The following is a 19,818-nucleotide window of genomic DNA, read 5'->3' on the forward strand; positions in this document are numbered from 1 at the left end:
TGGCCGCCGGAGAACTCGTGCGGGAACCGGTTGTAGTGCTCCGGGTTCAGGCCGACGATCTCCAGGAGTTCCCGGACCCGCTTCTCCCGGCCGCCTTCCGGGTTGATGCCGTTGATCTCCATCGGTCCGGAGATGATCTTCCCGACCGTCTGCCGCGGGTTCAGCGAGGCGTAGGGGTCCTGGAAGATCATCTGGATCTCGGAGCGGATCGGCGCCAGGTCCCTGCGGCCGGCGTGCGTGATGTCCTGGCCCCGGTAGGTGATCTTGCCGCCGGTCGGTTCCAGCAGGCGGGTGATCAGCCGGCCGGTGGTCGACTTGCCGCAGCCGGACTCGCCGACCAGGCCCAGGCTCTCGCCCTCGGCGACCTGGAAGTCCAGCCCGTCGACGGCCTGGACGGCGCCGACGGTCCGCTTGATGGGGAAGCCGCCCTTGATGGGGAAGTGCTTGGTGAGCCCGGAGACGTCCAGGAGGGGGGTGGTGCTGCTCATGGTGGTGAAGTCCCGTCTGAAGACCGTCAGTGGGTGCGGGCCGCGGCGTAGTCGGAGAACAACTCGTTCTTCTGCTCCGGCGTCAGATGGCAGGCGGCGGCCCGCCCGTCCACGAACTCCAGCGCGGGCCGCTCACTGGAGCACCGTCCGCCGGCCACCTTGTCGGCGAACGCGCACCGGGGGTGGAAGCGGCAGCCGGACGGCGGGTTGAGCAGGGAGGGCGGCGAGCCGGGGATCGGCGACAGCGGCACGTCGACCGGCCCGTCCAGGCTCGGCATGGAACCGAGCAGCCCCAGCGTGTAGGGGTGCCGCGGGGTCCGGAGCACCTCCTCCTTGGTGCCGCGCTCCACGCACCGGCCGCCGTACATCACCAGCACGTCGTCCGCGATGTCCGCGATGACGCCGAGGTCGTGGGTGATGAAGATGATGGCGGTGCCGAACTCCTGCTGGAGGTCCTTGAGCAGGTCCATGATCTGGGCCTGGACCGTCACGTCGAGGGCCGTGGTCGGCTCGTCGGCGATCAGCAGCTCGGGGTCGCACACCAGCGCCATGGCGATCATCGCGCGCTGGCGCATGCCGCCGGAGAACTGGTGCGGGTAGTCGTCCACCCGGACGTCGGGCTGCGGGATGCCGACCCGGCGGAGCATCTCGACCGAGCGCTCCCGGGCCTCCTTCTTGGAGCAGCCGGTGTGCTTGCGGTACGTCTCGCCGATCTGCGCGCCGATGGTGTGGTACGGCGACAGCGAGGCCAGCGCGTCCTGGAAGATCATCGACATCTTGTTGCCGCGGAGCCGCTCCAGCTCCTTCTCGGTGGCGGTGACCAGCTCCTTGCCGTCGAGCAGGATCTCGCCGTCGAGGGCGGTGTGGCGGGGGTCGTGCAGGCCCAGGATCGCCATGTTGGTGACGGACTTGCCGGAGCCGGACTCGCCGACGATGCCGAGGGTCTTGCCCTTCTCCAGGTCGAAGGAGAGCCCGTCGACGGCCTTGACGACGCCGTCCTCGGTGGAGAAGTGCACCTTGAGGTCGCGGACGGAGAGGAAGGGGGTGCTCATGGGTCTCTCCTTAAGCGAGGCGCACGCGCGGGTCGATCAGGGCGTACACGGCGTCCACGATGATGTTGAAGACGACGATCGCCGCGGCGGCGACCAGGATGACGCCGAGCAGCACCGGCAGGTCGTTCGTCTCGACCGCCTTCACCGAGAGGCTGCCGAGGCCCTGGAGGCTGAAGGTCTTCTCGGTGATGATGGCGCCGCCGAGCAGCACACCGAGGTCCAGACCGAAGATGGTGATGATCGGGCCCATGGCGCCGCGCCAGGCGAACCGGAAGAACACCGTGCGGCCGGACAGGCCTTTGGCGCGGGCGGTGCGCACGTAGTCCTGGGTGAGCGTCTCCACCATCTGGGAGCGCGTCATACGGGTGTAGTTCGCCGTGAAGATCAGCGACAGCACCAGCCAGGGGACCAGCAGGCCGGAGAACCACTTGCCCGGGTTGTCGGTGAACGGCGTGTAGCTGGCCCGGTCCAGCAGATGGAGCTGGTCCACCAGGAGGTAGGTGGCGAAGACACCGATGACGTAGATCTGCATCGAGGACGCGATCAGCGAGGCCGAGCTGGCGATCTTGTCCAGCGGCTTGCCCTGCTTGACGGCGGCCAGCATGCCGGTGCCGACGCCGAAGATCAGGAAGACCACGGCGGCACCCAGGGACAGGGAGATCGTGGTGGGGAAGCGGTCCAGGATGGTGTCCAGCACCGGCTCGCGGTTCTGGAACGAGAAGCCCAGGCAGGGCGCGTCACAGTGCCCGTACGAGGTGTACTCCCGCCCCACGAACAGGCCCTTGAGCCATTCCCAGTACTGCACGGGAAGCGGATCTGAGATCCCCAGGTTCTTCTTCACCAACTCCAGGGTCTCCGGGGTGCAGACCTTGCCGCAGGCGATGCGGGCGGGGTCGCGCGGAGCGGCGTAGAACAGGACGAACACCAGGGCGCTGATGATCAGCAGAATCACCGCGGCGCCGAGGATCCGGCGGACGAGGAAGCGGAACATGGCAGTTGGGATTTCCTGACGGATGCCGTAGGGGGGAGAGACGGCGGGGCGGCACCGGGGCCGCCCCGCCTAGGGGGCCGTACGTCAGGCCTTGACGAAGGTCTTGTACAGCAGGGTGGCGGAGAAGTTCGGGTCGAACTGGGCGCCGCCGACCTTGTTTCCGTAGACGTAGAAGCGACGCTGGTACGTCTCGGGAATCATCGGGGCCACCTCCTCCATGATCCGCTTGTCGAGCGCGGCCCAGGCCTTGCCGGCCTCTTCCTGGTCCGGGATGACGGCGTTCTTCTTGATGCCCTCGTTGATCCAGTCGACGTTCGTCTGCGAGACGTTGTTCTTGCCGTTGCCGATGGCCTCGCCGTCCAGCAGCGGCTGGATCATCGTGAAGGCGGTCGGCCAGTCGGGGGACCAGCCGCCCCACATCACGTCGTAGCTGTTGTCGATCTGCTGGACCTGGTCGTAGTACGCCGTGGACTCGAGCGGCTTGATGACCGGGGTGAAGCCGGCCGCCTTCAGGGCGTTCTCGATGACGACCTTGGTCTTGTCGTAGGTCGGGTCCTTCGGGAAGGCGTACACGATCTTCTGGCCGAGCGCGCCGGCCTCCTTCAGCAGCTTCTTCGCGGCCTCCGGGTCGCCCTGCGGCTTCTTCAGCTTGCCGTACACATCGGTCTTCTGGTAGCCGATGATGTCGGGGCTGAGGACCGAGGTGGCGAAGTCGCCGGCCGACGGGCCGCCGTAGATCTGCCGGATCTGGTTCAGCGGCCAGGCGTGGATGAGGGCCTGGCGCACCTTCAGGTTGGTGACGCGCTTGGTGTTGATCCAGTAGAAGTAGGTGCCGGTGAGCAGGCCGTTGAAGGTGCGCTTCTTCAGGTCCGGGTCGGTGAGGACCTTCTGGATGCGCTCGGCCGGGACGCCCTTGTAGATGGAGACACCGTAGGCGTCGTTGCCCTGGGAGGCGATGAGGCGGTCGACGCCGTCCAGCGTCTCGATGCCGAAGTGGAACTCGAAGCTGTCCGGGTAGGCGTTGCGGATCGCGTCGGTCTTCGGGTCCCAGTGCTTGTTGCGGACCAGCACCATCGACTTGTCGGTGCTGTGCGCCTTGATCATGTACGGACCGGAGGCGACGGGCTTCTTGTCGTACTTCTCCTTGGTGTCCAGCTTGACCGGCACCGGGGCGTAGGAGTGCATCGCCAGGGTGAAGTTGAAGTCCGGCTTGGACTCGGCGAGCTTGAAGGTGATCGTCCGCTTCGCCTTGTCGATGACGATCGAGTCGAGGTGCTTGCCGCCGTACGGACCCTCGTAGGCATCACGCCACTTGCCGGACTTGCCGGTCAGCGCCCGCTGGACGTAGTCGGCGCCCTCGGTGACGAACGGCGCCCAGGCGCGCTCGAAGCCGTGGCGGACGTCCTCGAGCGTCAGCTCGCTGCCGTCCTCCCACTTCAGACCCTCCTTCAGCGTGAAGGTCCAGGTCTTGTTGTCGGCGGAGGCGGTGCCGGTGTCGGTGGCCAGGTCGCCGACCAGCTTCTGCTTGCCGGAGGCGTCGATCTTGTAGCCGGTCAGGCAACGGTGCAGCACGTTCGCGACCGTGGAGTTGTACGCGTAGTAGATGCGCTGCGGGTCCAGGTGCGAGAAGTCGTCCGGGGCCAGGCCGTAGATCGTCCCGCCCTGCTTCGCGCCGGGGATCTCCGGGGCCGGGCCGGTGGAGTCGGCCTTGGTGCCGACGGTGACCTTGGCACCGGTGTACTCGGTGGCGCCGCCGCTCGGGGTGCTGCCGCCGCCGCCCGCGTCACCGCTGCTGCACGCGGACAGCACCGTCGAGCTCGCGGCCGCGACCGAGGTGGCGATCAGGAAGTTTCTGCGGGAAAAGGACATGGCTGGCCTGTTCTGCTGGAGGAACGAAGTGGTGCTGGACCCCGGCCGGGCCCCGTCGCCGTGGCCGGGGATGGAGCTCAGCGCTTGGTCTTGGGGTCCAGGGCGTCGCGGACCGAGTCACCGAGGAGGTTGAAGGCGACCACGAAGATCACCATCGTCAGGCCCGGGAAGAGCATGAACGTGATGTCGTCCTGGTACACCTTGGCGCCGTTCTGGATCATCACGCCCCAGTCGGGGGTGGGATCCGACAGACCGACGCCGAGGAAGGCGAGGCCCGCTTCCGCCGTGACGTACATGGGCAGCAGGAGCGTTGCCTGGATGAGGATCGGCGTCCACAGGTTCGGCAGCAGTTCCTTGAAGATGATGCGCGCCGGCGACGCGCCGGTGACCTTGGCCGCCTCCACGAACTCCCGCTCACGCAGGGCGAGCACCTCGCCGCGCAGCAGTCGGGCGATGGAGGCCCAGCCGAAGGCCGTCATCACGAGGATGAGGCTGGTGACGGTCAGCCAGACCGGGGTGTTCTCCTCCGGCGAGACGAAGATCGCCAGCACCACGGGCCAGAAGGCGATGAAGAAGAGGGTCTGCGGGAACGCCAGCAGGATGTCGATCACCCGGCCGACGAAGTAGTCCGTCTTGCCGCCGAGGTAACCGGCGGTGATGCCGATGACGACACCCAGCAGGGTCGTCAGCAGGGCGGCCACGGTCGCGATCAGCAGCGAGTTGCGGATGCCGTACAGCAGGAACGTGAAGACGTCCCGTCCGAGCTGCGGCTCGATGCCGAACCAGAAGTCGGAGCTGATGCCGCCGTTGGGCTTGACCGGGTAGTTGAACTCGTTCAGCAGGCCCGGGATGTTCATGCCGTAGGTGGTGTACGGGTCCTTGCCGTACAGCTTGGCTATGAGCGGGGCGAGGATGCCGACGACGAAGAAGAGGATCACCACGAAGGCGGATATGACGCCCGTCCGGTCCCGCTTGAAGCGGATCCAGGCCAGCCGTCCCGGAGAGCGGCTTTCGGTGCCCTTGGGGGTGCCGGGCTTCGCCGATGCGGCGCTGTCTTCGTCGGTCACCTCGAGAGAGGTGGCCGGGGAAGGGGTTGCGGGGGTCATGATGCTCCGTGCCTTGTGGGTCAAGGCTCCGCAGGGCGCTCCCCTACGGGCTACGCCGGACTTTTTCAACGCAATTCATTCAAGGTCAATAAATTCTCGGCCGCCTTGGTTTTCTCTTTACCTTCTTTACTCTTCCTTGATCGTTCCGTAGCTACGCGGGTAGCGCGCCGTAATCAATCCGTGCTTCACATCGGACCAATCTCGCAAAACAGGCAAGGCGTTCGATATGCGGACGGTGGAGTGTCGACATGCGTACATCACCCCGTCCCAATCCAACGTTTCGGCATCGTTACGCGTAGATCTATTGCGCTCGACGGTCAAGATCATCAGTGGGCGGGCGGGAGGTGCCTGCAATCGGATGACCCGTCCCCCTAAAGGCCGTCTTTTCGGGCAGTACGCGACAGCCGCGCGCGGTATGTGTCCCAGCGACCCGTACTCGGTCCCCGCTCACGAGGAGGCACGCCATGCGGCGCAGCACGCACGCCCGATGGGCCGCCGGCCTGGCGGCGCCGGCCCTGCTGCTCGCCGCCACGGGCTGCGGGGGCGCGGGCGCCGGCGGCAACGGCGGCGCGGTGCTCAGCTCCTCCTGGGCCGACCCGCAGAACCCGCTGGAGCCGGCCAACACCAACGAGGTGCAGGGCGGCAAGGTCCTCGACATGATCTTCCGGGGTCTGAAGCGGTACGACCCGAGGACGGGCGAGGCCCGCGACTGGCTGGCCCGGTCCATCGAGACCAGGGACTCGCGGAACTTCACCGTGCGCCTGAAGGACGGCTGGACCTTCTCCAACGGCGAGAAAGTGACCGCCCGCTCCTTCGTGGACGCCTGGAACTACGGGGCGAGCCTGCGCAACCACCAGAAGAACGCCTACTTCTTCGGTTACATCGACGGCTACGACGACGTCCACCCCGCACACGGCCGGCAGCGCGCCGACACCCTGCGCGGGCTGAGGGTGGTGGACGACCACACCTTCACCGTCCGGCTCAACCAGACGTTCTCCGGCTTCCCCGACACCCTCGGGTACGCGGCCTTCGCCCCGCTGCCCCGCGCCTTCTTCACCGACCACGCGGCCTGGGTGCGCAGACCGGTCGGCAACGGGCCGTACACCATCGAGTCCTATACAAAGGGCGCGCAGATGTACCTGAAGAAGCGGGACGGCTACCCCGGCCCGGACAAGGCGCGCAACGACGGCGTGACGCTGCTCGTCTACACCGACAGCAACACCGCCTACACCGACCTCCTGGCCGGCAACCTCGACCTCGCCGACGACATCCCCGCCGCCCAGCTGAAGAACGTGCACGGCGACCTGGGCGACCGCTACCTCAACACCCCCGCGGGCATCCTCCAGACCCTCGCCTTCCCCTACTACGACAAGGCGTGGAGCAGACCCGGCGCGGAGAAGGTCCGCACCGGGCTGTCCATGGCGATCGACCGCCGGCAGATCACCGGCACCCTCTTCCGCGGGACCCGCACCCCGGCCACCGACTGGACCTCCCCGGTGCTCGGCGCGGCCGGCGGCTACAGGAAGGGACTGTGCGGCAGCGCGTGCGCCTACGACCCCGGCCGGGCGCGCAAACTGATCGAGGAGGGCGGCGGGATCCCCGGCGGCCGGCTCACCGTCACCTACAACGCGGACTCCGGCTCGCACCGGCAGTGGGTCGACGCGGTGTGCAACTCCATCAACAACGCGCTCGGCGACGACCGGGCCTGCGTCGGCAACCCGGTCGGCACCTTCGCCGACTTCCGCAACCAGCTCGGCGGGCACCGGATGACCGGCCCGTTCCGGGCGGGCTGGCAGATGGACTACCCGCTCATCCAGAACTTCCTCCAGCCCCTCTATTACACGGGCGCCTCCTCCAACGACGGCGCCTGGTCCGACGAGCGGTTCGACCGGCTGGTCGACCGGGCCAACGCCGAGAGGGACCCCGCCCGGGCCGTCGCCCTGTTCCAGCGCGCCGAGGAGGTCGTCCGGGACCAGATGGCCGCCATCCCGCTGTGGTACCAGAACGGCAACGCCGGCTACTCCGAACGGCTGTCCCACGTGGCGCTCAACCCGTTCAGCGTCCCGGTCTACAACGAGATCAGGGTCGGCTGAGCCCATGGGACGCCATGTCCTGCGCCGGCTGCTCCAGATGATCCCGGTGTTCGTCGGGGCCACGCTGCTGATCTTCCTGATGGTGAACGTGATGGGCGATCCCGTCGCCGGACTGTGCGGGGAACGGGCCTGCGACCCGGCGACCGCCGCCCAGCTCCGACGGGAGTTCGGCCTCGACCAGCCGGTGTGGCGGCAGTACCTCGCCTACATGGGGAAGGTCTTCACCGGCGACTTCGGCACGGCGTTCAACGGACAGCCGGTCACCGAGCTGATGGCGACCGCCTTCCCGGTCACCGTCCGGCTCACCGTCGTGGCCGTCCTGTTCGAGGTCGTCGTCGGCGTCACGCTGGGCGTGGTCACCGGCCTCAGGCGCGGCCGGCCCGTGGACACCGGGGTGCTGCTGGCCACCCTGGTGGTGATCTCCGTGCCGACCTTCGTCACCGGCCTGCTGCTGCAACTGCTGTTCGGCATCAAGTGGCAGTGGATCAGGCCCTCGGTCCGCAGTGGCGGCTTCGACGAGCTGATCGTCCCCGGACTGGTCCTCGCCTCCGTCTCGCTCGCCTACGTCACCCGGCTGACCCGCACCTCCCTCGCGGAGAACCGGCGCTCCGACCACGTGCGCACCGCCGTCGCCAAGGGCCTGCCCCGCCGCCGGATCGTCACCCGGCACCTGCTGCGCAACTCGCTCATCCCCGTGGTCACCTTCATCGGCACCGACATCGGCGCGCTGATGGGCGGCGCCATCGTCACCGAGCGGATCTTCAACATCCACGGCGTCGGCTACCAGCTCTACCAGGGCATCCTGCGTCAGAACAGCCAGACCGTCGTCGGCTTCGTGACGGTGCTGGTCCTCGTCTTCCTGGTGGCCAACCTGCTCGTCGACCTGCTGTACGCCGTACTCGATCCGAGGATCCGCCATGCCTGAACAGCCCTACGAGCCCGAGGGCGCCATCGCCGGCACCGGGATGGGCGGCGCGATGGACCTCGGCGCGAGCGAGGCCGTCACCCTGGAGGGAACACCGGGCGGGCCGGGGGGAGGGGCCGGCCGGTCCCGCTCGCTGTGGTCCGACGCCTGGCGGGACCTGCGCCGCAACCCCGTCTTCCTGCTGTCGGCGCTCGTCATCTGCTTCCTGGTGCTGATCTCCCTGTGGCCCTCGCTGATCGCCCCCGGCTCCCCCCTCAGCTGCGACCTGGCCAGATCCCAGGACGGCCCGGCCCCGGGCGCCCCCTTCGGCTACGACGGCCAGGGCTGCAACGTCTACACGCGCACCGTCCACGGCGCCCGTACGTCCGTCACGGTCGGGCTGTGCGCCACGCTCGGGGTGGCGCTGCTCGGGTCGGTGCTCGGCGGGCTCGCCGGTTACTTCGGCGGGATCTGGGACGCGCTGCTCTCCCGGCTCACCGACATCTTCTTCGCCATCCCGGTCGTCCTCGGCGGCCTGGTGCTGCTCTCCGTGGTCACCTCCACCACGGTCTGGCCGGTCGTCGGGTTCATGGTGTTGCTGGGCTGGCCGCAGATCTCCCGGATCGCGCGCGGCTCGGTCATCACCGTCAAACAGAACGACTACGTCCAGGCCGCCCGCGCCCTCGGCGCCTCCCACACCCGCATCCTGCTCCGGCACATCGCCCCGAACGCGGTGGCGCCCGTCATCGTCGTCGCCACCATCGCGCTCGGCACCTACATCGCCCTGGAGGCCACCTTGTCGTACCTCGGCGTCGGCCTGAGACCGCCCAGCGTCTCCTGGGGCATCGACATCTCCGCCGCCTCCCCCTTCGTCCGCAACGCCCCGCACGCCCTGCTGTGGCCCTCGGGCGCCCTGGCCGTCACGGTGCTGGCCTTCATCATGCTCGGCGACGCGGTCCGCGACGCCCTCGACCCGAAGCTGAGGTGAGGACGCCGTGCTGCTCGACGTGCGGGACCTGCGGGTGGAGTTCCGGACCCGCGACGGCGTCTCCCGGGCCGTCAACGGGGTCGGCTACCGCGTGGACGCGGGGGAGACCCTGGCCGTGCTCGGCGAGTCCGGGTCCGGCAAGTCCGTCACCGCGCAGGCCGTGATGGGCATCCTCGACACCCCGCCCGGCCGGATCACCGGCGGCCGGATCCTGTTCCAGGGCCGGGACCTGCTCACGCTGAACGAGAAGGAGCGGCGCGGGATCCGGGGCGCCGAGATGGCGATGATCTTCCAGGACGCGCTGTCGGCCCTCAACCCGGTGCTCACCGTGGGCGACCAGCTCGGCGAGATGTTCGTCGTGCACCGGGGGATGTCCCGCGGGGACGCCCGGGCCCGGGCGGTGGAGCTGATGGAGCGGGTGCGCATCCCGGCGGCGGCCCAGCGGGTGCGGGACTATCCGCACCAGTTCTCCGGCGGCATGCGCCAGCGCATCATGATCGCGATGGCGCTGGCCCTGAGTCCGGCCCTCGTCATCGCCGACGAGCCCACCACCGCCCTGGACGTCACGGTCCAGGCCCAGGTCATGGACCTGCTCGCGGAGCTGCGCCGCGAGTACCGGATGGGGCTGATCCTGATCACCCACGACCTGGGCGTCGTCGCGGACGTCGCGGACCGGATCGCGGTGATGTACGCCGGGCGGGTCGTCGAGTCCGCGCCCGTGCACGACCTCTACCGGGCCCCCGCCCACCCCTACACCCGCGGGCTGCTGGACTCCGTTCCCCGCCTGGACCGCAAGGGCCGGGAGCTGTACGCCATCAAGGGCCTGCCGCCGAACCTCACCCGCGTCCCGCCCGGCTGCTCCTTCCACCCGCGCTGCCCGATGGCCCAGGACGTGTGCCGCACCGACGAACCCCCGCTGTACGAGGTGCCCGGCGGCCGGCGCAGCGCCTGCCACTTCTGGAGGGAGTGCCTGCGTGGCTGAGCCGATCCTGGAGGTGTCCGGACTGGTCAAGCACTACTCCCTGACCCGGGGCGTGCTGCTGCGCCGGCAGGCCGGCGCGGTGAAGGCGGTGGACGGCGTCGACTTCACGCTGGGCCGGGGCGAGACCCTCGGCCTGGTCGGCGAGTCTGGGTGCGGCAAGTCGACGGTGGCCCGGCTGCTGTGCCGGCTGGAGCGCCCGACGGCCGGCACCGTCCGGTTCCGGGGCGAGGACATCACCGGGCTGTCCGGCCGGGCGCTGAAGGCCGTGCGCCGTTCCGTGCAGATGATCTTCCAGGACCCCTACACCTCGCTCAACCCCCGGATGACGGTCGGGGACATCGTCGGGGAGCCGTTCGAGATCCATCCCGAGGCGGCCCCGAAGGGCGACCGGCGCCGCCGGGTGCGGGAGCTGCTGGACGTGGTCGGCCTGGACCCGGAGTACGCGGGCCGCTACCCCCACCAGTTCTCCGGCGGGCAGCGCCAGCGCATCGGCATCGCCCGGGCGCTGGCGCTGCGCCCCGAGGTCGTCGTCGCCGACGAGCCGGTGTCCGCGCTGGACGTGTCGGTCCAGGCCCAGGTGGTCAACCTGCTGGCCCGGCTCCAGCGGGAGTTCGGCCTCTCCTACGTCTTCATCGCGCACGACCTGTCGGTGGTGCGGCACATCTCGGACCGGGTCGGGGTGATGTACCTGGGCCGGATCGTGGAGAGCGGCCCGGACGAGGCGATCTACGACCATCCGACCCACCCCTACACCCAGGCCCTGCTCTCCGCGGTGCCGGTGCCCGACCCCGCGGCCCGCGACCGGCGCGAGCGGATCATCCTCACCGGGGACGTGCCCTCGCCGACGGCCATCCCCTCCGGCTGCCGCTTCCGCACCCGCTGCTGGAAGGCGCGCGAGCGGTGTGCGCGGGAGGTCCCGGCGCTCGCGGTGCCGGACGCCTTCCGGGACGGCGCCGGGCCCGCGGCGCATCCGTCGGCCTGTCACTTCGCCGAGGAGAGGCCGGTCGTCCCCGTCGCACCGCCCCCGGGCAACGGGAACGGGCCGGGGTGACATGGCGCCCCGGCCCGTTTACGGCACCCGCACGGCCGTACGCGATTCAGGCTGCCGTGTCCGTATATCGGTACCGCTTCCGCGAAGTTGCCGACGTGTTAAGGGTGTTCACAGGAGCTTCGCCGGGGGCAGGGAGCGCCGCAGGAAGTCCAGCTGGAGGCGGAGCAGGTTCTCCGCGACCGTCTCCTGCGGTGTCATGTGGGTGACCCCGGACAGCGGCAGCACCTCGTGCGGCCGGCCGGCGGCCAGCAGGGCGGAGGACAGCCGCAGCGAGTGGGCGACCACCACGTTGTCGTCCGCGAGTCCGTGGATCACCATCATCGGGCGGTGCGGCCCGGCCGGGTCGACCAGACCCGCGTCGTCGATCACCGAGTTGCGGCGGTAGACCTCCGGCTGCTCGCCGGGGTCGCCGAGGTAGCGCTCCTGGTAGTGGGTGTCGTACAGCCTCAGGTCGGTGACGGGCGCGCCGACCACCGCCGCGTGGAAGACGTCCGGGCGGCGCAGCACCGCCAGCGCCGCCAGGTAGCCGCCGAAGGACCAGCCCCGGATGGCCACCCGGTCCAGGTCCAGCGGGTACCGCTCGGCGAGCGCGTGCAGCGCGTCGACCTGGTCCTGGAGCACCACGGCCGCCACGTCGTCCCGGATCGACTTCTCCCAGGCGGGTGAGCGGCCCGGGGTGCCCCGGCCGTCGGCGACGAGCACCGCGAAACCCTGGTCGGCGAACCACTGGGAGGTGAGGTGGGCGTTGTGCGCGGCCACCACCCGCTGGCCGTGCGGGCCGCCGTAGGGGTCCAGGAGGACCGGCAGGGGAGTGTCACCGGGGTAGTCCTGCGGCATAAGCACGGCGCACGGGATGCGGCGCGCGCCCCCTTCGGTGAGCGTCACCCGCACCGGGAGCCCCGGATCCGCGGCGTACGACCGGATCGTGACCGCCGGCTTCCCGTCGCGCAGCACCCGGGCCCGGGTGCCGGGCCGGTCCAGGGTCGCGGACACCAGGACGGTGACGCCCCCGCCGCGCACCGCGGAGTGCACACCGGGCTCCGTCGACACACGTTCCACACCCAACTCGTTCACTCTGTACACGTGAACTTCGCCAATTTCCGGCGCCTGGGCCTCCGTACCGGAAGAGGCGGAAACCAGTACGTCCCGCGAACCGACGTCCAGAACCGCACGGATGTGCAACTGCGCGCTGGTCAGCGGGCGTTCCCCGACCGTCAGCATCCGGGCGCCGCCCTCGTCCGCGATGCGGACAAGCTGCCCGGAGGGGCTCCAGCAGGGCACACCAGCGAAAAGTTCCAGCCAATCCGGATCGTCGTCGGCGTGCACCATCCGGGTGGCCCCGGAATCCGGGTCCACGGCCAGGAAAAGCTGGCTGCGCTGGTCCCGCGCCTGCACCAGCAACAGCGGCGCACCCGCCTCTGACCAGTGCACACGCGCCAGATACGGATAGCGCGCCCGGTCCCAGACCACCTCCGTACGGCTGCCGTCGAGCCGGTAGGCGAACAGCCGTACGTCCGCGTTCGGAGTGCCCGCGGCGGGGTACCGGATGTTGAGTGGCTCACGTTCCGGATGGGCCGGATCCGCGATCCACCACCGCCGCACCGGCGTGTCGTCCACGCGCGCCACGAGCAGCCGGTCCGAGGAGGGAGCCCACCAGAAGCCCCGCGTGCGTGCCATCTCCTCGGCCGCGACGAACTCCGCGAGACCGTAGGAGACCTCCGCCGACTCCGGTTCGGCCAGCGCCCGGTCGCCGTCGCCCTCGGCGCCCACCACCCGCAGCGCGCCCCGGGCGACGTAGGCGACATGCCGTCCGTCGGGGGACGGGCGGGGGTCGATCACCGGCCCCGCGACGGGCAGTTCACGAGCCGTCCCGGCCCGCAGCTCCGCCGTGAAAAGCCGCCCTGACAAGGCGAAGGACGCCAGCTCCACGGAAGTGTCGGTGGCATAACCGACGATGCCGGCACCACCCTCCCGGCTGCGCTCGCGGCGGGCCCGCTCCTCGGCGGACAGCTCCTCCCGGGCGCCCCGCAGCAGCGCCCCGGGATCGGCCGCGAGGCGCTCGGTGCCGTCCGGAAGGTCCAGCACCCACAGGGAGTTCGCCCGGTCGGTGCCCGAGCCGGAACGCAGGAACACGACACGCGAGCCGTCGGGCGCCACGGTGAACGAACGCGGCGCGCCGAGCGTGAACCGCTGGGTCCGGGCGTGCCGACGGGGGAAGGAGTCAGCCTCGGTCGTCATACCCCGACCATATTGGCCATGCGCCCCCTTGTGCGGCTGTGCGCCGAGCGATGCGCGCACACGGATAGTTATGATCACTACCGCTGAGTGGGTATGAACCTGCCGGCGACTGCATGGATCTGCTCAACTGATCTGGAACCCGTCCCTGGGATCTTTGGAGGTGAGCCGCCGTGGCACTCTCGATTTCGGCGGTGGTGCTGCTGGCGATCATCGTCTTCCTGCTGATCAGGAAGTCCGGACTGAAGGGCGGCCATGCCGTCGTCTGCATCCTGCTCGGCTTCTATCTCGCCTCCTCGACCATCGCGCCCACGATCAGAGACCTGACGACCAACGTCGCCGGCATGATCGGCAGCATCAAGTTCTGACGGCCGCCGTCGCCGGGGGCGGTGCGGTGACCTCGTAGGGTGGTGCCATGACGGAACTGCCCGCGCGGCGTCTGCTGCTGGTGCACGCGCACCCGGACGACGAGTCGATCAACAACGGCGCGACCATGGCCAGGTACGCGGCCGAGGGTGCGCACGTGACGCTGGTCACCTGCACCCTGGGCGAGCGCGGCGAGGTCATCCCGCCCGAGCTGCGGCATCTGACGGGCCCCGCGCTGGGCGCGCACCGGCGCGGCGAGCTGAGCGCGGCCCTCGCCGCGCTCGGCGTCACCGACGGCCGGCTGCTCGGCGGCGCCGGCCGCTACGGCGACTCCGGGATGACCGGCACCGCCGACAACGACGACCCCGGCTGCTTCTGGCAGGCCGACGTGGACGAGGCCGCCGGCCGCCTCGCCGACGTGATCCTCGAGATCCGCCCGCAGGTCCTCGTCACCTACGACGACCACGGCGGTTACGGCCACCCGGACCACGTCCAGGCCCACCGCGTCGCCATGCGCGCCGTCGACCTCGCGGCCGGACGCGGCCACCGGATCGCCAAGGTGTACTGGAACCGCGTCCCGCGCTCCGTCGCCGAGGCCGCCTTCGCCCGCCTCCGGGACGACCTGGACTCCCTGCCGTTCGACAAGAGCGCGGCGGTGGACGACGTACCGGGCGTGGTCGACGACGAGCGGATCACCACCGCCGTCGACGGCACCGCGCACGCCGCCGCCAAGGCCGCCGCGATGCGCGCCCACGCCACCCAGATCGAGGTCGCCGGACCGTACTTCGCGCTCTCCAACGCCCTCGCCCAGCCGCTGTTCACCACCGAGTACTACGAACTGGTGCGCGGCACGGCCGGACCCGGCGAGACCGACCTCTTCGCGGGCGTCGAGGAGGCGTCATGAGCGGCGGCGGACCGGGTTCGCCGCTCGCCCAGCCGCTGCGCCCGCCGTCCCCCGGCCGGGCCGCCGCCCTGACCGGCCTGTTCCTGCTCGGCGCGCTCACGGCCCTGGCCGGCGCCCTCGTCCAGGCCGCCTGGTTCCCCGGCGGGCTGCTGCTCGCCCTCGCCGGCGCCGCCGGGCTCTTCCTCGGCGGTTCCTACGCCACCCGCGGCCGCGGCGGGGCGGTCGCGCCGGCCGCGGGCTGGCTCGTCGCCGTCATCCTGCTCACCACCACCCGCCCGGAGGGCGACTTCCTGTTCGGCGCGGGCGGCGGTTCCTATCTCTTCCTGCTCGGCGGCATGGTCCTGGCTGTGATCTGTGCCACCGTTGGCGCCGGACGGCAACCCCGCGGCGGCCCCGCCCGACTTGGCAAGTGACGTACCACTTCGCCGTGCGGCGCACGTGCGAGTCCCGTGTGGGTTTCCCCAGCGGTCATGGGATGCGCGCCAGAAGTGGACAGTATGGTGGTGCGCGCCGCCGAGCCGCCCGAGCAGTCAGGTCGTAAGGGCGGCGGAGCCAACCGGGAGAACCTGCCTTGAGTCGTGAAACTGACACTCCGTCCTCCGGGCCCAACGGGCGCGGCGGAGCCGCATACCCCTCCGGCACACCGCCGTACGGGACCCCCCTGGCTTCCGACGACGGTATGGGCGCGGGCCGTTCGGGCTCGCGGCCGGACGAGAAGAAGACCGAGACCACGCTGACGACCCGGATCCGGATCAACATCCCCGGATCCCGGCCCATCCCGCCGGTCGTCGTGCGCAAGACCGTCGGGGACGGCGAGGGCACCGCGGAGGAGACGCCCGCCGCCGAGGAACGGCCCGCGGCGGACCGCGCGCCCGCCACCGGCCCCGCCGAGGCGCCGGCCGAGTCCGCCGGGCAGGCGGAGGACAAGACCAGCGACTGGTTCGCGCCCCGCAAGTCCGGTGCCCCGAAGGGCGGTCCGGGCGGTGGCGGCACCAACGGAGCCGGGATCCCGGGCGGTTCCGCCCCCGCGGCTCCCGCCCCCGGCGCGGCGGGCCACCGTAAGAGTGGTCCGGGTGCGCCCGGTCCGGGCGGTGCCACCGGCGCACGCCCCGGCGGCCGTCCCGGCGGTGTGGTCGGTGCCATGAGCGCGCCGGGCGGTTCCCGCACGGGCGGCTCCCGTTCCGGCGGCCGCAAGGGCGCGGGGACGAACGGCAAGGGCCTGCCCGGTGCCACCGGCGGCCCCGTCGCCCCGGGCCACGGCGGCGGCACCGGCTCCTTCGACGTGACCGAGGCGCTCACCGCGGGCCCGCTGGGCGGCGGCTCCCGCCCCGGCGCGCCGGGCTCCGGCACCCCCGGCCCCGGTGAGTCCCGCCGCGACGACCTGCCGTACTTCTCGGAGAACGCCCCGGCCCACGGCGGCCCGGACGGCTACGGCGCCGGTCCGGCCGGCGCGGGCGGTCCCGACGGCTACGGCGGCGCGACGGGCGGTGCGCCCCGCCAGGGCGGCGCCGACGGCTTCCCCGGCCACGGCGGCCCCGGCGGCGCCAGCGGCTTCGACGGGCCCGGCGGACACGGCGGACCCGGCGGCCCGCAGGGCCCGGCCGGTCCCACCGGCGGTCCGGTCACCGGCGACGGCACCCTCGTGCCCCCGCCCGGCCCGGGCGCCCCCGGCGGCCCCTTCGACGGCACCGCGGGCGCCGGTCACGGCCGGAACACCCCGCGCAGCGCCCTGACCGACCTCGACGGCCCCGGCGCGCCCCGTCCGGGCGCCCACCGGGCCGGCGGCGGGCTCAGCGACGACACCGCGATCCTCACCCCGCAGAAGCCGGCCCCCGAGCCGGGCACGCCCGGCTACCACTCACCGGCCGCCGGCAACGTCTCCGGACACACCGTCACCACCGGCATGCCGGCCGCCCCCGGCGCGGGCGCCCCGTTCGGCGCCCCCGGCGGGCCCGCGGCGCCCGCCGCGCCCAAGCCCGCGCCGGCCCCCGCCCCCAAGGCGGCGGCCAAGCCGAAGAAGAAGGGCCGCAGCAAGCTGGTGCTGCTCGGCGCCGCCGTGATCGTCGTCGCGGGCGGTGCCTACGGCGCCGGACTGCTGATGAACCACACCGACGTGCCCAAGGGCACCACCGTGCTCGGGGTCGACATCGGCGGCGGCACCCGCGACGACGCCGTCAAGAAGCTGGACGACGCCTTCGGCAAGCAGGTCCACAAGCCGCTGAAGCTCGCCGTCGGCGGCAAGACCGTCAGCCTCACCCCGGAGAACGCGGGCCTCCAGTTCGACTACCAGGCCACCGTCAGCCAGGCCGCGCGGAGCGACTACAACCCGGTCCACGTCGTCGGCTCCCTCTTCGGGCAGAAGCGTGTGGTCGCCCCGGTCATGCCGGTCGACGAGGAGAAGCTGCACGCCGCGCTCCAGCAGGCCGGCGGCGGTTCGGGCGCGGGCGCGGCCACCGACGGCACCATCGAGTTCAAGTCCGGCAAGGCCGTGCCCGTCTACGGCAAGGCGGGCAAGGCCGTCGACGCCGAACACTCCGCCCAGGCGGTCGAACAGGCCTTCCGGGCGCTGGTGGAGACGGGCAACGCCACCCCGGTCGCGGTGCCCACCACCACCCGGCAGCCGACGGTCTCCAACGCCGAGGTCGACCGGATGATGAAGGAGTTCGCCGAGCCCGCGATGTCCGGCCGGGTGACGGTCCAGGCGGACGCGGCCCACTCGGTGCCCTTCAGCCCGCAGAACTCGCTGTGGAAGTTCCTCCGGGTCACGGCCGTGAACGGCAAGCTGGTCGACAAGCCCGACCTGACCGCCCTCAAGGAGCTGTACGGGCAGGCCTTCGACGGGGTGCTCATCACCCGCGGCAACGGCAAGAAGACCGCCGTCACCCCCGAGGACGTCTACGCCGCGCTGCGTCCCGCGCTGATGAGCAGGACGAACCGGGTCGGGATCATCGACACGAACCCGAGCTAGTCACCGCGCCGGAAGCGAGGGGCGTCCCCACCGAGGGGGCGCCCCTCGCCGTACCCGTCACCCGCCGGGCATGACATCTGTCACCCGGCGGTCAGGACCCACGGCACTGCCGGACGCCCACCCCCCGCCGCCAGCATGGACCCCATGACGACGACAGCGGTACCGGCCACCACCGCCCCGGTGGCCGGGTTCGACCAGGTGACCAAGACGTACGGGAGCGTGCGGGCCGTGGACGGCCTCTCGCTGCGCCTGTACCCGGGCGAGACCGTCGCCCTCCTCGGCCCGAACGGGGCCGGCAAGTCCACCACCCTCGACCTGCTCCTCGGGCTGAAGCAGCCCGACAGCGGCTCGGTCGGCCTGTTCGGCACCACCCCGCGCGAGGCCATCGTGGCCGGCCGGGTCGGGGCCATGCTGCAGAGCGGCGGACTGACGGACGGGGTCACCGTCGCCGAACTGGTCAAGCTGGCCTGCTCGCTGCACCCGCGGCCGTACCCGGTCGCCGACGTGCTGGCGCGCGCGGGCCTCACCCAGATCGCCGACCGCAAGGCCGACAAGCTGTCTGGCGGGCAGGCCCAGCGGGTCCGGTTCGCCCTCGCCACCGCCGGCGACAGCGACCTGATCATCCTGGACGAGCCGACCACCGGCATGGACGTCTCCGCCCGCCAGGCCTTCTGGGCCACCATGCGCGAGCAGGCCGCCCAGGGCCGCACGGTGCTGTTCGCCACCCACTACCTCGAAGAGGCCGACGCCATCGCCGACCGCGTCCTGGTGCTGCACCGCGGCCGCCTCCTCGCCGACGGCACCGCCGCCGAGATCAAGGCCAGGGCGGGCGCCCGCCGCATCTCCTTCGACCTGGACGGAGGCATCGACGAGAGCGCCCTCGGAACCCTGCCGTCCGTCACCCGGATCGACGTCTCGGGCCGGACCGTACGCATCCGGTCCGCCGACGCCGACGCCACCGTCCACGCCCTGTACGGCCTCGGCCTCTACCCCCGCAACCTCGAAGTCGCCGGCCTCGGCCTGGAGCAGGCCTTCGTCGCCATCACCGCCGCCGAGGAGGCGAAGCAGCAGTGAACAGCCTGATCAAGATGGAACTCGTGCGCGCCCTGCGCAACCGCAAGTTCCTGTTCTTCACCGTGATCTACCCCTCGGCCCTGTTCCTGCTGATCGCGGGCAACGCCGACAGCCACACCGAGGTCGACGGCACGGGGCTGACCCTGCCGACGTACATGATGGTCTCCATGGCCTCCTTCGGCGCCCTGACCGCCACGCTCATGGGCAACAGCGAGCGCATCGCCAAGGAGCGCGAGAGCGGGTGGGTACGGCAGCTGCGGCTGACCCCGCTGCCCGGGCGCGGCTACGTCCTCGCCAAGACCGCCGGCGCGGCCGTGGTCAGCCTGCCGTCCATCGTCATCGTGTTCGCGGTCGCCGCCGCGGTGAAGGACGTACGCCTCGACGCCTGGCAGTGGCTCGCCCTGAGCGGTGCCGTCTGGGCCGGCAGCCTGGTCTTCGCCGCGCTCGGCGTCGCCCTCGGCTACCTGGCCACCGGCGACGCGGTCCGCCCCATCACCATGATCATCTACTTCGCGCTGTCCATGCTGGGCGGCCTGTGGATGCCCACCACCACCTTCCCGCAGTGGCTCCAGGACATCGCCCGCTGGCTGCCCACCCACGCGTACGCTGCCCTGGGGCGGGCCATCGAACAGAGCCAGGCCCCGCACGCCCAGGACATCGCCGTGCTCGTCGTCTCCTTCGTCCTGTTCGCGGGCGGCGCGGCCTGGCTGTACCGGAAGGACACGCTGAAGGCGTGAGCGGCACGAC

17 protein-coding genes are annotated in these 19,818 nt (G+C 71.1%); 11 read left to right on the plus strand and 6 right to left on the minus strand.

Going from position 1 to position 19,818, the window contains the following annotated elements; translation table 11 throughout:
* The 5 genes from AB0E62_RS19165 to AB0E62_RS19185 form a co-directional block, all read right to left on the minus strand.
* The coding region (locus AB0E62_RS19165; protein WP_362194621.1) for an ATP-binding cassette domain-containing protein at nt 1–488 on the minus strand (488 nt) is incomplete at its 3' end.
* Nucleotides 489–514: 26 nt separating this feature from the next.
* A complete protein-coding gene (locus AB0E62_RS19170; protein ID WP_362194624.1) occupies nt 515–1,540 on the minus strand; it encodes an ABC transporter ATP-binding protein in 1,026 nt (341 codons plus the stop codon).
* A 10-nt stretch (nt 1,541–1,550) separates the two neighbouring features.
* Entirely contained in the window at nt 1,551–2,531 is a 981-nt protein-coding gene (locus AB0E62_RS19175) for an ABC transporter permease (protein ID WP_362194627.1), read from the minus strand.
* A gap of 84 nt (nt 2,532–2,615) precedes the next feature.
* Entirely contained in the window at nt 2,616–4,400 is a 1,785-nt protein-coding gene (locus AB0E62_RS19180; protein ID WP_362194630.1) for an ABC transporter substrate-binding protein, read from the minus strand.
* Between the two features lie 77 nt (nt 4,401–4,477).
* Nucleotides 4,478–5,506 (minus strand): ABC transporter permease, encoded by a 1,029-nt coding sequence (locus AB0E62_RS19185; RefSeq protein ID WP_362194632.1) that lies wholly within the window; start codon nt 5,504–5,506, stop codon nt 4,478–4,480.
* Between the two features lie 464 nt (nt 5,507–5,970).
* Between AB0E62_RS19185 and AB0E62_RS19190 the strand changes: the two genes are divergently transcribed.
* The 5 genes from AB0E62_RS19190 to AB0E62_RS19210 are packed head-to-tail and all read left to right on the plus strand — an operon-like array spanning nt 5,971 to nt 11,524.
* Nucleotides 5,971–7,599: an ABC transporter substrate-binding protein gene (locus AB0E62_RS19190; protein WP_362194635.1), complete on the plus strand. Its 1,629-nt coding sequence runs from the start codon at nt 5,971–5,973 to the stop codon at nt 7,597–7,599.
* A gap of 4 nt (nt 7,600–7,603) precedes the next feature.
* Nucleotides 7,604–8,524: an ABC transporter permease gene (locus AB0E62_RS19195; RefSeq protein ID WP_362194638.1), complete on the plus strand. Its 921-nt coding sequence runs from the start codon at nt 7,604–7,606 to the stop codon at nt 8,522–8,524.
* Nucleotides 8,517–9,491, plus strand: coding sequence for an ABC transporter permease (locus AB0E62_RS19200; RefSeq protein ID WP_362194641.1), 975 nt, complete (start codon nt 8,517–8,519; stop codon nt 9,489–9,491). Before AB0E62_RS19195 ends, AB0E62_RS19200 begins: the two co-directional genes overlap by 8 nt.
* Nucleotides 9,492–9,498: 7 nt before the next feature.
* Nucleotides 9,499–10,473, plus strand: a complete 975-nt coding sequence (locus AB0E62_RS19205; protein ID WP_362194644.1) for an ABC transporter ATP-binding protein — start codon at nt 9,499–9,501, stop codon at nt 10,471–10,473.
* A complete protein-coding gene (locus tag AB0E62_RS19210) occupies nt 10,466–11,524 on the plus strand; it encodes a dipeptide ABC transporter ATP-binding protein (protein WP_362194647.1) in 1,059 nt (352 codons plus the stop codon). The genes AB0E62_RS19205 and AB0E62_RS19210 overlap by 8 nt, the downstream gene beginning before the upstream one ends.
* A 108-nt stretch (nt 11,525–11,632) precedes the next feature.
* Here the strand turns inward: AB0E62_RS19210 and AB0E62_RS19215 are convergent, their stop codons facing one another.
* A complete protein-coding gene (locus AB0E62_RS19215; RefSeq protein WP_362194650.1) occupies nt 11,633–13,762 on the minus strand; it encodes a prolyl oligopeptidase family serine peptidase in 2,130 nt (709 codons plus the stop codon).
* Between the two features lie 170 nt (nt 13,763–13,932).
* On the opposite strand from AB0E62_RS19215, the gene AB0E62_RS19220 reads away from it, so the two are divergent.
* The 6 genes from AB0E62_RS19220 (at nt 13,933) to AB0E62_RS19245 (ending at nt 19,808) form a co-directional block, all read left to right on the plus strand.
* Nucleotides 13,933–14,127: a hypothetical protein gene (locus AB0E62_RS19220; RefSeq protein ID WP_362194653.1), complete on the plus strand. Its 195-nt coding sequence runs from the start codon at nt 13,933–13,935 to the stop codon at nt 14,125–14,127.
* Nucleotides 14,128–14,174: 47 nt separating this feature from the next.
* Nucleotides 14,175–15,029 carry an N-acetyl-1-D-myo-inositol-2-amino-2-deoxy-alpha-D-glucopyranoside deacetylase gene (gene mshB, locus AB0E62_RS19225; RefSeq protein ID WP_362194656.1) on the plus strand — a complete coding sequence of 285 codons (855 nt, stop codon included), beginning with the start codon at nt 14,175–14,177 and terminating at the stop codon, nt 15,027–15,029.
* Nucleotides 15,026–15,442: a DUF6113 family protein gene (locus AB0E62_RS19230; RefSeq protein WP_362194659.1), complete on the plus strand. Its 417-nt coding sequence runs from the start codon at nt 15,026–15,028 to the stop codon at nt 15,440–15,442. Before mshB ends, AB0E62_RS19230 begins: the two co-directional genes overlap by 4 nt.
* 158 nt (nt 15,443–15,600) lie before the next feature.
* The gene (locus tag AB0E62_RS19235; RefSeq protein WP_362194662.1) at nt 15,601–17,997 is read left to right on the plus strand and encodes a hypothetical protein; all 2,397 of its coding nucleotides are present in this window, start codon (nt 15,601–15,603) and stop codon (nt 17,995–17,997) included.
* Nucleotides 17,998–18,141: 144 nt separating this feature from the next.
* On the plus strand, nt 18,142–19,071 hold the full coding sequence (locus tag AB0E62_RS19240; protein ID WP_362194665.1) for an ABC transporter ATP-binding protein: 930 nt from the start codon (nt 18,142–18,144) through the stop codon (nt 19,069–19,071).
* On the plus strand, nt 19,068–19,808 hold the full coding sequence (locus tag AB0E62_RS19245) for an ABC transporter permease (protein WP_362194668.1): 741 nt from the start codon (nt 19,068–19,070) through the stop codon (nt 19,806–19,808). Before AB0E62_RS19240 ends, AB0E62_RS19245 begins: the two co-directional genes overlap by 4 nt.
* Nucleotides 19,809–19,818 lie beyond the last annotated feature (10 nt).

It is taken from the genome of Streptomyces sp. NPDC038707, from assembly GCF_040636485.1.
Lineage (GTDB): Bacteria > Actinomycetota > Actinomycetes > Streptomycetales > Streptomycetaceae > Streptomyces.

What these genes read in the sequence shown, in the direction of transcription:
- AB0E62_RS19240 (WP_362194665.1), top strand. Translation starts at nt 18,142, where the DNA reads ATGACGACGACAGCGGTACCGGCCACCACCGCCCCGGTGGCCGGGTTC.
- AB0E62_RS19185 (WP_362194632.1), bottom strand. Translation starts at nt 5,506, where the DNA reads ATGACCCCCGCAACCCCTTCCCCGGCCACCTCTCTCGAGGTGACCGAC.
- AB0E62_RS19200 (WP_362194641.1), top strand. Translation starts at nt 8,517, where the DNA reads ATGCCTGAACAGCCCTACGAGCCCGAGGGCGCCATCGCCGGCACCGGG.
- AB0E62_RS19180 (WP_362194630.1), bottom strand. Translation starts at nt 4,400, where the DNA reads ATGTCCTTTTCCCGCAGAAACTTCCTGATCGCCACCTCGGTCGCGGCC.
- AB0E62_RS19195 (WP_362194638.1), top strand. Translation starts at nt 7,604, where the DNA reads ATGGGACGCCATGTCCTGCGCCGGCTGCTCCAGATGATCCCGGTGTTC.
- AB0E62_RS19175 (WP_362194627.1), bottom strand. Translation starts at nt 2,531, where the DNA reads ATGTTCCGCTTCCTCGTCCGCCGGATCCTCGGCGCCGCGGTGATTCTG.
- AB0E62_RS19170 (WP_362194624.1), bottom strand. Translation starts at nt 1,540, where the DNA reads ATGAGCACCCCCTTCCTCTCCGTCCGCGACCTCAAGGTGCACTTCTCC.
- AB0E62_RS19215 (WP_362194650.1), bottom strand. Translation starts at nt 13,762, where the DNA reads ATGACGACCGAGGCTGACTCCTTCCCCCGTCGGCACGCCCGGACCCAG.
- mshB (WP_362194656.1), top strand. Translation starts at nt 14,175, where the DNA reads ATGACGGAACTGCCCGCGCGGCGTCTGCTGCTGGTGCACGCGCACCCG.
- AB0E62_RS19230 (WP_362194659.1), top strand. Translation starts at nt 15,026, where the DNA reads ATGAGCGGCGGCGGACCGGGTTCGCCGCTCGCCCAGCCGCTGCGCCCG.
- AB0E62_RS19190 (WP_362194635.1), top strand. Translation starts at nt 5,971, where the DNA reads ATGCGGCGCAGCACGCACGCCCGATGGGCCGCCGGCCTGGCGGCGCCG.